Annotated in this window: 10 protein-coding genes and 1 tRNA gene; 7 read left to right on the forward strand and 4 right to left on the reverse strand. The window is 70.6% G+C overall.

Translation table 11 applies throughout. The features are described 5' to 3' along the window. Position 1: 1 nt before the first annotated feature. The 4 genes from CRM89_RS17790 to CRM89_RS17805 all read right to left on the reverse strand — a co-directional run bounded on the left by CRM89_RS17790 (position 2) and on the right by CRM89_RS17805 (position 5,910). A complete protein-coding gene (locus CRM89_RS17790) occupies positions 2–697 on the reverse strand; it encodes a MazG family protein (protein ID WP_098085155.1) in 696 nt (231 codons plus the stop codon). Beyond that, positions 694–4,311 carry a transcription-repair coupling factor gene (gene mfd, locus CRM89_RS17795; RefSeq protein WP_060594419.1) on the reverse strand — a complete coding sequence of 1,206 codons (3,618 nt, stop codon included), beginning with the start codon at positions 4,309–4,311 and terminating at the stop codon, positions 694–696. The genes CRM89_RS17790 and mfd overlap by 4 nt, the downstream gene beginning before the upstream one ends. A gap of 144 nt (positions 4,312–4,455) precedes the next feature. Next, a complete protein-coding gene (locus CRM89_RS17800; RefSeq protein WP_011211411.1) occupies positions 4,456–5,103 on the reverse strand; it encodes a TetR/AcrR family transcriptional regulator in 648 nt (215 codons plus the stop codon). A 183-nt stretch (positions 5,104–5,286) separates the two neighbouring features. Beyond that, entirely contained in the window at positions 5,287–5,910 is a 624-nt protein-coding gene (locus tag CRM89_RS17805) for a TetR/AcrR family transcriptional regulator (RefSeq protein ID WP_011211412.1), read from the reverse strand. A 251-nt stretch (positions 5,911–6,161) separates the two neighbouring features. Between CRM89_RS17805 and CRM89_RS17810 the strand changes: the two genes are divergently transcribed. From CRM89_RS17810 to CRM89_RS17840, 7 genes are all read left to right on the forward strand, one after another. Then, positions 6,162–6,232: transfer RNA gene (locus CRM89_RS17810), tRNA-Gln, on the forward strand. A gap of 85 nt (positions 6,233–6,317) precedes the next feature. Then, a complete protein-coding gene (glmU, locus tag CRM89_RS17815; RefSeq protein ID WP_011211413.1) occupies positions 6,318–7,805 on the forward strand; it encodes a bifunctional UDP-N-acetylglucosamine diphosphorylase/glucosamine-1-phosphate N-acetyltransferase GlmU in 1,488 nt (495 codons plus the stop codon). Next, the gene (locus CRM89_RS17820) at positions 7,805–8,785 is read left to right on the forward strand and encodes a ribose-phosphate diphosphokinase (protein ID WP_011211414.1); all 981 of its coding nucleotides are present in this window, start codon (positions 7,805–7,807) and stop codon (positions 8,783–8,785) included. Before glmU ends, CRM89_RS17820 begins: the two co-directional genes overlap by 1 nt. A 207-nt stretch (positions 8,786–8,992) precedes the next feature. Further along, complete coding sequence (locus CRM89_RS17825; protein ID WP_060594418.1) at positions 8,993–9,289, forward strand: hypothetical protein; 297 nt, start codon at positions 8,993–8,995, stop codon at positions 9,287–9,289. Between the two features lie 65 nt (positions 9,290–9,354). Beyond that, the gene (locus CRM89_RS17830) at positions 9,355–9,615 is read left to right on the forward strand and encodes a hypothetical protein (RefSeq protein ID WP_060594417.1); all 261 of its coding nucleotides are present in this window, start codon (positions 9,355–9,357) and stop codon (positions 9,613–9,615) included. Positions 9,616–9,719: 104 nt separating this feature from the next. Continuing rightward, entirely contained in the window at positions 9,720–10,364 is a 645-nt protein-coding gene (locus tag CRM89_RS17835) for a DUF4190 domain-containing protein (RefSeq protein ID WP_098085156.1), read from the forward strand. 27 nt (positions 10,365–10,391) lie between these two features. Then, positions 10,392–11,036, forward strand: a complete 645-nt coding sequence (locus tag CRM89_RS17840) for a DUF2461 domain-containing protein (protein WP_098085158.1) — start codon at positions 10,392–10,394, stop codon at positions 11,034–11,036. Position 11,037: the final 1 nt, after the last annotated feature.

An 11,037-nucleotide genomic window follows, 5' to 3' on the forward strand; every position in this document is an offset into this window, starting at 1 on the left:
TTCAGTTCGGCCAGTACCGCCGCCAGTCCGCCTCGGCCAGCGGCGCCCGCGCCCCGCGCTCGGCTTCGGCGGCGTCCTCGGCCGCGCGAATCCGTGCGGCGAAGGCCAGCGTGTCCTTGCGCAACCGTTCCTCGGCGCTCTCCGGCCCACCGAGGTGGACCACGCGCAGTTCGCCGGGCACCAGGTCGTCGGGCAGCCCCGCGGCGCGGCTGCGCGCGACGACCTTCTCGGCGAGGGCGAGGGCGGGCTGCGCCGGCGCGATCCCGTCGAGGCAGGAGCGGCGGGTCTTCTCCGCGGACTTGCGCTCCTGCCAGGCGCGTTCCTGCGCGGCGATCTTCTCCTCCCGCGACGCGCCGGGGTCGATGGCGGCTCCGACCAGGTGCGGGCTGCGGTTCACCAGCTTGGCGACCAGCGCGGCGGCGACGTCGTGCACGGTGAATTCGCCCGCGGCCTCGGCGATCCGGGAGTGGAACAGCACCTGCAACAGCAGATCGCCCAGTTCCTCCTTGATGGTCTCGGTGTCGCCGTGGCCGATGGCGTCGAGCAGTTCGTAGGTTTCCTCGAGCAGGTACGGGCGCAGCGAGTCGTGGGTCTGGGTGACCTCCCAGCCGCCGAAGCTCCACAGCCGGTCCATCACCTCGACGGCGCCCGCGAGCCCCGCGGACACCAGGTCGACGTCGGCGCGTTCGGTGCTCATCGGTGCGCCGTGGCCTCGGTCGCCACCGTCAGGTCCACCGCGCCCTGCGCCTTGCCGTCCAGTGCCAGCAGCAGATCGGCGACGAACTGGAGCAGCTGCACATCGCGCACCCGCTCGGCGCCCACGCTGTCCTCCACCCGCGGCAGCGGCAGCTGGACCACACCGCTGGCCGCCTTGTAGCCGGCGCTCGGGTAGAGCCGCTTGAGGCGCAGCTGCTTGGAGTCGGGCAGGTTCAGCAGCGGGGAGATCTTCAGCGTGGTCCCGGTGACCGCGATCTCGGTGATGCCGTATTCGCGGGCCAGCAGCCGCAGCTTGGCCACCGACACCAGCCTGCCGACCTCCACCGGCAGCGGCCCGTAGCGGTCGACGAGTTCCTCCACCACCGACGCCAGCGCCGAATCGTCCTGCGCGGCGGCCAGTTTGCGGTAGGCCTCCAGCCGCAGCCGGTCGCTGGCGACGTAGTCGGGCGGGATGTGCGCGTCGACGGGCAGGTCGATGCGTACCTCCTTGACCTCCTCGGTGGTGATCGGCTTGCCGTCGGCGGCGGCCCGGTAGGCCTCCACCGCCTCGCCGACCAGCCGGACGTAGAGGTCGAACCCGACACCGGCGACATGGCCGGACTGTTCGGCGCCGAGCACGTTGCCCGCGCCGCGGATCTCGAGGTCCTTCATCGCCACGGCCATGCCCGCGCCCAGATCGGAGTTCTGCGCGATGGTGGCCAGCCGGTCGTAGGCGGTCTCGGTGAGCGGCTTCTCCGGCGGGTAGAGGAAGTAGGCGTAGCCGCGTTCCCGCGACCGGCCGACCCGGCCGCGCAGCTGGTGCAGCTGGGACAGGCCGAGGGTGTCGGCGCGCTCCACGATGAGGGTGTTGGCGTTGGAGATGTCCAGGCCGGTCTCGATGATGGTGGTGCAGACCAGCACGTCGTATTCGCGCTGCCAGAAACCCTGCACGGTGCGCTCGAGGGTGTCCTCGTTCATCTGCCCGTGGGCGACCACCACCCGCGCCTCCGGCACCAGATCGCGAATCCGCTTGGCCGCCTTGTCGATCGAGGACACTCGGTTGTGCACGTAGAACACCTGGCCGTCGCGCAGCAGCTCACGGCGGATCGCGGCGGTGACCTGCTTGTCGTTGTAGGCGCCGACGTAGGTGAGCACCGGGTGACGTTCCTCGGGCGGGGTGAGGATGGTCGACATCTCGCGGATACCGGCCAGGCTCATCTCCAGGGTGCGCGGGATCGGCGTCGCCGACATGGTCAGCACGTCGACGTGGGTGCGCAGCGCCTTGATGTGTTCCTTGTGCTCGACGCCGAAGCGCTGCTCCTCGTCCACGATGACCAGGCCGAGGTCCTTCCAGCGCACACCGGTCTGCAGCAGGCGGTGGGTGCCGACGACGATGTCGACGCTGCCGTCGGCCATGCCCTCGAGCACCGCGCGCGATTCGGCCGGGTCGGTGAAGCGGGACAGGCCCTTCACCGTGACCGGGAAACCGGCGACCCGCTCGGTGAAGGTCTGCAGATGCTGCTGGGCCAGCAGCGTGGTCGGCACCAGCACGACCACCTGCTTGCCGTCCTGGACGGCCTTGAACGCCGCGCGCACCGCGATCTCGGTCTTGCCGTAGCCGACGTCGCCGCACACCACGCGGTCCATCGGCACCGGCTTCTCCATGTCCGCCTTGACCTCGGCGATGGCGGTCATCTGGTCGACGGTCTCGGTGAAGGCGAAGGCGTCCTCCATCTCCTTCTGCCACGGAGTGTCCGGGCCGAAGGCGTGGCCGGGGGCGGCCTGGCGGGCGGCGTAGAGCTGCACCAGCTCACCGGCGATCTCGCGAACCGCCTTGCGCGCCTTGCGTTTGGTGTTGGCCCAGTCCGACCCGCCCAGTTTGGACAGGCTCGGCATCTCGCCGCCGACGTAGCGGGAGAGCTGGTCCAGCGACTCCATCGGCACGAACAGCCGGTCGCCCGGCTGGCCGCGCTTGCTCGGCGCGTACTCGATGACCAGGTACTCCCGGCGCGCGCCACCCACGGTGCGCTCGATCATCTCCACGAACCGGCCGATGCCGTGCTGGTCGTGCACCACCATGTCGCCGGCGCTCAGCGCCAGCGGATCGACCTGGTTGCGGCGCTTGGCGGGCAGCCGCTTGCCCTCCCCGGGCGCGGTGACGCGGTTGCCGGTCAGATCCGATTCGGCGACCACCACCAGGGCGGCGTCGGCAAAGACCACGCCGTCGTGCAGGGTGCCGCACAGCACGCCGACCACGCCCGGTGCCGGCTCGGCGCCCGCCGTCAGCGCGGTGGCCGGTACCTCCGCGTCGGCCAGCCGTTCGAGCACGCGCTGCGCGGTGCCGTGTCCGGCGACCACCACCACGGCGCGGCCGCCGGTGGTGACGTGCGCGCGCAGCGACGCGAAGATGGTCGCCACCAGCTCGTCGGAGCCGCGCGCGGTCGGCGCCTGCTGCAGCGGCAGCACCACCTCGGCCGGGTCACCGGAGGCCAGCGGGCTCAGCGTCCACCAGGCCAGCCCGTGCCGGTCGGCGTCCTCGCGGATCTGCGGCAGCGCGCGGTAGGAGGAGGCGGCCAGGTCCAGGCCGTTGCCGCCCAGCGGCGCGTCGGCGCCGAAGGAGGCGGCCGTCCAGGAGGCCTCCAGGAACTCCGCGCCGGTGCGCACCAGGTCGGCGGCACGGGTGCGGATCTTCTCCGGATCGCACAGCAGCACGTGCGTGCCCGCCGCGAGCTGCTCGGTGAGCAGGGTCAGCTCGCCGGGTTGCAGTACCGGCAGCAGCGCCTCCATGCCCTCCACGGGGATGCCCTCGGCGAGCTTGTCCAGCATCTCCACCAGCGCCGCGTCGGCGGCGTTGGCCGCGGCGACCTGGGCGGCGCGCTCGCGCACCGGCGCGGTGAGCAGCAGCTCCCGGCAGGGCGTGGCGACCACGGTGTCGATCTCGATCTCGGGCAGCGAGCGCTGGTCGGCCACCGCGAACGCGCGCACCTGGGTGACCTCGTCACCCCAGAACTCGACACGTACCGGGTGGTCGGCGGTGGGCGGGAACAGGTCGAGGATGCCGCCGCGCACCGCGAACTCGCCGCGCTTGCCGACCATGTCGACCCGGGTGTAGGCGAACTCGACCAGCCGGGTCAGCAGGTCGTCGAAGTCCAGTTCGGCGCCCTCGCGCAGCACGATCGGTTCGATGTCGCCCAGACCCGCCGCCATCGGCTGCATCAGCGACCGCACGGTGGTCACCACCACCCGCAGCGGCACCGGGAAGACCGGATCGTCCGGGTGCGCGAGCCTGCGCAGCACCGCGAGCCTGCGGCCGACGGTGTCGGCGCTCGGCGAGAGCCGCTCGTGCGGCAGCGTCTCCCAGGACGGGAACTGGGCCACCGAATCGCCCAGGATCTCGGTCAGCTCGACGGTCAGGTCGTCGGCCTCGCGCCCGGTGGCCGTCACCACCACGACCGGCCGCTTCCCGGCCACCGTCGCGGCCACGAACGACCGGGCCGCCGCCGGCGCCACCATGTCGACCGTGGTGGTGCCGACCAGGTCGGCGACGGTCCGCAGCGCGGCATCGGCACCGGCCACCGCGGCCAGTCCCGCGAGCGGTGGACGAGAGGAGGACATCGAGGACTCCTGAACTCAGGGCGGGCGCATGGACAGCCAACCGAGTCTAATCACCGCCCCCGGCCCCCTTGCCACCCCGCTCCCCCACCGTCCGCGTCGCACGCGGCGTCTCCGCGCCTACCCGGCCTGCGGGTCCGCGGCGGCTCAGGGGACGTAGCGCCGCAACCGTCGCGCGGCGAATTCCCGGAAGTACGACAGCTTCTCGGCCGGAACCAGGGCGGGCAGCAGGTAGTGCCATGCCCGTTCCATCCGGGTGGCCATCTGGTCGATCGATTCGGTGCCGACCGCGACGATGTGCACACCGGCGGTCACCTCGTGCAGCAGCAGCCCGACCACCTCCGGGTCGAGATCGGGCTCGAGGTCGCCCTGGGCGATGGCCCGCTCGGCGAGCAGCCGGTAGGTCTCGCCCCAGGTCTTGGAGATGTTGTCGCCCTGCGCGCCCCGGTAGTCGCCGATCTGGTGGGTGAGCTTGAGCATCGCGCCCACCATCGGGTCGTTCATGGACAGATCGGCCACGACGTAGGTGATGCCGATGCAGGCTTCCAGCGCGGGCACCCGGGGATCGAAGAATCCCTGGCAGGAGCTGATCAGCCGCTCGTTGCCCTGGTCGACGACCGCGCGGGCCAGTTCTTCCTTCGAGCCGAAGTGAAAGTACAAGGCGCCCTTGGTGACATTGGACTGCGCGATGATCTCGCTGAGGCTCGCGTTCGCGTAACCCAAGCGCAGAAAGACATCGGCAGCGCCCGCCAGGACGGAATCGCGGGTGATCTCCGCGCGCGCTTGCCTAGCCATCAGATCCGCCTGTCATTCCTGAAACCAGCCATCCTGAAGTAGACCGACATCCCGAAGTAGACCGACATACCGCCCGAACAGCACCCAGAGGATGGGTGAACCGTACCACCAGGTGAACGCCCGACGACCAATTCGAGCATCCGTCCGGACCCACATCGCAATTCGCTGGTTATCACCGTCCGGTCAGTCCGCCGCCGCTCCGGTGGGCCATTCGGAACTGAGCCCGGGGTCGGCCTCGAGGTGGCTCAGACCGTTCCAGCACAGGTTCACCAGGTGCGCGGCCACCACTTCCTTCGACGGGACCCGCACGTCGAGCCACCAGGTCGCGGCGGTGGAGACCATGCCGACGAGTGCCTGAGCGTAGAGGGTGGCCAGGCTGGTGTCGAAACCGCGGCGGCCGAAATCACCGGCCAGGATGTGCGCGACCTGGTTGACGGCCTCGTTGAGCAGGCTCGAGTAGCGGCTCTCCTCGGCGGTGGCGGTGGCGGCCTGGTCCCGCACCAGGATGCGGAAGCCGTCGGTGCGTTCCTCGATATAGGTGAGCAGCGCCAGCGCCACCTGCTCTAGCCGCACCCGGGACCGGTTCTGGGTGAGCGAGGAGGTGATCATGTCCAGCAGCATCGACATCTCGCGGTCCACGACCACCGCGTAGAGGCCCTCCTTGCCGCCGAAGTGTTCGTACACCACGGGTTTGGACACCTGGGCCCGCTGCGCGATCTCCTCGATGGAGGTCGCGTCGTAGCCCCGCTCGGCGAACAGGGCGCGGCCGATCTCGATGAGTTGCTGACGCCGTTGGGTCCCTGTCATCCGCGGTCGGGACACCCGGTGCGGCTCACCCGAAGACACTCGTCCCCTCTTTTCGCGTCCGGTGGCCGACCGGCGGGCTCGCCGGTCCTGGCTGCCCGTCGACACTACCGCCCCCACCGAGGTGTCCCCGGCCGCCCCGCCGGGTACTCCACGCTCCGTGCGGCGGTTCGACGCGGGGCGGGTTCTCGTGCGAGTATTCATCCCGTGCCGAGGCACAGCGGCGGGTACGCCAGCATCCGCCGGTGTGACGGTCCGCCGTGGTGTAATGGCAGCACCTCTGATTTTGGTTCAGATAGTTCAGGTTCGAGTCCTGGCGGCGGAGCACACCGGCACCGTGACTATCGTTGGCCCCGCACATCGCTGACCAAGCACACGCAAGCACGATGACAGGCAGCCGAGGGAGATCCATGCCACAGCAGACCGCCGTCGTCGTTCTCGCCGCCGGAGCCGGGACGCGAATGCGGTCGAAGACCCCCAAAGTGCTGCATTCGCTTGCCGGTCGGAGCATGCTCGCCCACGCGCTGCATGCCGCGAACGAGATCGACCCGACCCATCTGATCACGGTGGTCGGCCACGACCGGGAACAGGTCGGCGCCGCGGTCGCCGCGGTCGCCGGGGAACTGGGCCGCGAGATCGTCCCCGCCCTACAGGAACAGCAGCTCGGCACCGGCCACGCCGTGCAGTGCGCGCTGCGGGCGCTGCCCGCCGACTTCGCCGGTGACCTGCTGGTCACCTCGGCCGACGTGCCGCTGCTGGACGGACACACCCTGGGCGCCCTGCTCGACGAGCACCGCAGCTACCAGGAGCGGTCCGCGGTGACCGTGCTGACCTTCGTTCCCGACGACCCCAACGGCTACGGGCGCATCGTCCGCGACGCCGACGGCCAGGTGGTGGAGATCGTCGAACACGCCGACGCCACCCCGGAGCAGGCCGCCATCACCGAGGTCAACTCGGGTGTCTACGCCTTCGACGCCACCGTCCTGCGCGCCATGATCGGCCGGTTGTCCACCGCCAACGCCCAGCACGAGCTGTACCTGACCGACGTGCTGCGCCTGGCGCGCGAGGCCGGGCATCCGGTGCACGGCGCGCGGCTGCTGGACGCGGCCAAGGTGACCGGCGTCAACGACCGGGTGCAGCTGTCGATCGCGACCCGCACGATGAACCGCTACATCCTCGAGCGCCACATGCGCGCCGGGGTCACCATCATCGACCCGGCCTCCACCTGGGTGGACGCCGGTGTGCGCATCGGCAGGGACGCCGTGCTCCGCCCCGGCGTGCAGTTGCTCGGCAGCACCGTGATCGGTGAGGACGCCGAGATCGGCCCGGACAGCACCCTCACCGACGTGCGGGTCGGCGACGGCGCCAAGGTGGTGCGCACGCACGGCGAGGGCGCCACCATCGGCCCGAACGCCTCCGTCGGGCCGTTCGCCTACCTGCGCCCCGGCACCATCCTCGGCGAGGCGGGCAAGCTCGGCGCGTTCGTCGAGACCAAGAACGCCGACATCGGCGCGCACTCGAAGGTGCCGCACCTGACCTACGTCGGCGACGCCACCATCGGTGAGCACAGCAACATCGGCGCGTCCAGTGTGTTCGTCAACTACGACGGGGTGAAGAAACACCACACCGTGGTCGGTTCGCACGTGCGCACCGGCAGCGACACGATGTTCGTCGCGCCGGTGACCGTGGGTGACGGCGCGTATACGGCAGCGGGTACTGTACTGCGCAGAAACGTTCCGCCCGGTGCGCTCGCGGTGTCGGGTGGGCCGCAGAAGAACATCGAGAACTGGGTGCAGCGGCACCGGCCGGGAACCGCGGCGGCGACCGCGGCGGCGCAGGCCCTCGCGGCCGACGAGAAGTCGAGTCAGGCAACAGAGCAAAAGGATGGCGAACAGTAGTGACCGCATCATGGATCGAGAACCAGAAGAACCTGATGCTCTTCTCCGGACGCGCCCATCCTGAGCTGGCCGAGCAGGTCGCCAAGGAACTCGACGTCCACGTCACCCCGCAGACCGCCCGCGATTTCGCCAACGGTGAGACCTTCGTGCGGTTCGAGGAGTCGGTGCGCGGCTCGGACGCCTTCGTGCTGCAGAGCTTCCCCGCCCCGGTGAACCAGCACCTGATGGAACAGCTCATCATGATCGACGCGCTCAAGCGCGGTTCGGCCAAGCGGATCACCGCGGTGCTGCCGTTCTACCCCTACGGCCGGCAGGACAAGAAGCACCGCGGCCGCGAGCCCATCTCCGCCCGCCTGGTCGCCGACCTGCTCAAGACCGCGGGCGCGGACCGCATCATCACCGTCGACCTGCACACCGACCAGATCCAGGGCTTCTTCGACGGTCCGGTCGATCACATGCACGCGCTGTTCCAGCTCTCCGAGCACGTGCGGTCGAACTACAGCATGGAGAACATCACCGTCGTCTCCCCCGACGCCGGTCGCGTGAAGGTGGCCGAGAAGTGGGCCAACGCCCTCGAGGGCGCGCCGGTGGCGTTCATCCACAAGACCCGCGACCCGCTGGTGCCCAACCAGGTGAAGTCGCACCGTCCGGTCGGTGACGTCGACGGGCGCACCTGCATCCTGATCGACGACATGATCGACACCGGCGGCACCATCGCCGAGGCCGTGCGGGTGCTGCGCGAGGCGGGCGCGGGCGACGTGGTCATCGCCGCCACCCACGGTGTGCTGTCCTCGCCGGCCGCCGAGCGGCTGGCCGCCTGCGGCGCCCGCGAGGTCGTGGTCACCAACACCCTGCCGATCACCGAGGACAAGAAGTTCCCGCAGCTGACGGTGCTGTCCATCGCGCCGCTGCTGGCCCGCACCATCCGCGAGGTCTTCGAGAACGGTTCGGTCACCGGGCTTTTCAACGGCAACGCCTGAGCCGTCGCTCGTTCGGCCGCTCCCAGCGTTCTGGGATGGGCACGCGGCTCGTCCGCGTGGTACGCATGGGAGAGCCGAATCCATGTGTCCGGAGTTCCCGGCTCGTATCCTCCGCCCGGCGGCTACCCGGGGCCGCGGTTCGGTCCCGCCGCCGCGCCGCCGCCCGGTCCGTTCGGTCGCCCGGGGCCGGGTACCTACCCGTCACCGGTGTACACGCCACCCGGCAGGCTCGGCCCGGCCGGGTACGAGCCGACGCAGACGCAGATCTACTCGATCATCAGCTTCTCGTGCGTCGCGGCCGGGCTGGCGTCGGTGTTCCTGTTCTGTGGTTTTCCGATCCTGGTCATCGGACCGGTGGGGATCACCCTCGGCGTGCTCGGGCAGCGCCGGGGTGAATCGCTGGGCATGGCCGCCACCATCGCCAACATCGTGGTGTTCGCCTTGCTGTTGGTGCTGCTGATCTTCCTGGCGGGCAGCTTCGGTCTGGCGTTCTGGTCGAGCTGATCCGTCCGCGAATCCCCGGCGCCGGTTCCGCACGCCGCGACGCCGACGCGACGATACTGGGGTTCATGAGCCGTGAACCACTGGACCGGGACATGGGCGACGACGAGCAGGCCGACGAGATCCGGGCCTACCAGCACGGGATCGAGGATCGGCCCGCCGACGAGCGCATCCGCTACCGGGAGAACGACGACGACGGCAGGCTCGGCATCGACGCCGAACTCCGCGAGGAGTGGAGTCCCCGCGCTCAGCGCGCCGAGGACGCCGAGGAGGACGAGCGCCCCGCCGAAGTGCAGGCGGTGGAGATCGTCGACGACTCCGATCTCTGATCCGTCGTCGTCTGCGCCGGGCCCGGGGCGCGGTCCGGCGGTACAGAAGCGTGTGAGGTGGTACCCGCAGCGTTGGTGAGGCCGACACGACCAGGAGGGCGTCGATGACCAATCCGAAGAACCCCGACGATCCGCAGCAGCCGCCGAAGGACAGCGGTTCGACCGGCGGCGCCTCCCCCGCGGGCGGCCCCCCACCGGCCGATGACCCGACGGGCGGCGCGTCCGGCGCCGACACCCCCGCCACGCCCGGGTCGGCCCCGCCGCCCAACCGGCCCAGCTGGGGCGAACCCACCGAGACCACCTCGTATCCGAGCGAGATCCCGCCGTACCCGGGCGGCGGCGCGCACTACCCCGCCGGCGACCCGACCTACGGCACCGCGCCCGGCGCCGGCTATCCGGGCCAGGGTGGCGGGCAGCCCGGTCCGGGCGGGTACCCGCCCCCGCCCGGTCCGGACCAGGGCGGCCATCCGGCGTACCCGCCGCAGTACCAGACCTACGGCACCGACGAGCCGGAGCAGCATCAGGGCCCGCAGACCATGTCCATCGTGGGGTTCGTGTGCGCGGCGGTCGCGCTGTTCTTCTGCCCGATCCTGTTCGGCCCGGTCGGCATCGTGCTCGGCGTGATCGGGCACGGCAAGGGGGAACGGCTGGGCAAGTGGGCCGCGATCGCCTCCGCCGTGGCATTGGTCGTCGGTCTCGTCGCCGGGTTGGCGTTCTTCAACACCGACATGATGCCCGACCAGAGCTGACCCGGACCGTCGCCGTAAGGTCGGCGCATGGCTGGATTCGGTGGTTTCCCGCTGGCGGGACTGGATTTCTACGAGGACCTGGAGGCCGACAACTCCAAGGCGTTCTGGACCGCGCACAAACACGACTACGAGCAGGCGGTGCGCGAGCCGATGACGGCGCTGACCGCCGAACTCGAGGACGATTTCGGCCCGGCGAAGATCTTCCGCCCCTATCGCGACGTCCGCTTCGCCAAGGACAAGTCACCCTACAAGACCGCCCAGGGCGCGGTGGTCGGAACCGCCCCGGGCGTCGGCTGGTACGTGCAGATCGGGGCGCCGGGCCTGTTCGTCGGCGGCGGCTTCTACAGCGGGTCGGGTGAGCAGGTGGCGCTGCTGCGCCGCGCGATCGACGACGACGTCCGCGGTGCCGAGCTCGAGTCCGTGCTCGCCGCCGTGACCGACGCCGGCTTCACCGTCGGCGGCGAGGTGCTCAAGACCAAGCCCAAGGGCTACGACGCCGACCATCCGCGGATCGCCCTGCTGCGGCACAAATCGCTGACCTGCTCGCGCGAGTTCGGCGCACCCGACTGGCTGCCCACGCCACGCGCCGCCGACGAGGTGCGCGCGGCCTGGGAAGCCTTGCGACCGCTGGTGGAGTGGCTCACGGCCGTGGTCGGGCCGGCCAACGCGTGAG

This window comes from Nocardia sp. FDAARGOS_372, assembly GCF_002554515.1.
Taxonomy (GTDB): Bacteria; Actinomycetota; Actinomycetes; order Mycobacteriales; family Mycobacteriaceae; genus Nocardia; species Nocardia farcinica.

What these genes read in the sequence shown, in the direction of transcription:
- glmU (WP_011211413.1), top strand. Translation starts at nt 6,318, where the DNA reads ATGCCACAGCAGACCGCCGTCGTCGTTCTCGCCGCCGGAGCCGGGACG.
- CRM89_RS17805 (WP_011211412.1), bottom strand. Translation starts at nt 5,910, where the DNA reads ATGACAGGGACCCAACGGCGTCAGCAACTCATCGAGATCGGCCGCGCC.
- CRM89_RS17835 (WP_098085156.1), top strand. Translation starts at nt 9,720, where the DNA reads ATGACCAATCCGAAGAACCCCGACGATCCGCAGCAGCCGCCGAAGGAC.
- CRM89_RS17790 (WP_098085155.1), bottom strand. Translation starts at nt 697, where the DNA reads ATGAGCACCGAACGCGCCGACGTCGACCTGGTGTCCGCGGGGCTCGCG.
- mfd (WP_060594419.1), bottom strand. Translation starts at nt 4,311, where the DNA reads ATGTCCTCCTCTCGTCCACCGCTCGCGGGACTGGCCGCGGTGGCCGGT.
- CRM89_RS17800 (WP_011211411.1), bottom strand. Translation starts at nt 5,103, where the DNA reads ATGGCTAGGCAAGCGCGCGCGGAGATCACCCGCGATTCCGTCCTGGCG.
- CRM89_RS17830 (WP_060594417.1), top strand. Translation starts at nt 9,355, where the DNA reads ATGAGCCGTGAACCACTGGACCGGGACATGGGCGACGACGAGCAGGCC.
- CRM89_RS17840 (WP_098085158.1), top strand. Translation starts at nt 10,392, where the DNA reads ATGGCTGGATTCGGTGGTTTCCCGCTGGCGGGACTGGATTTCTACGAG.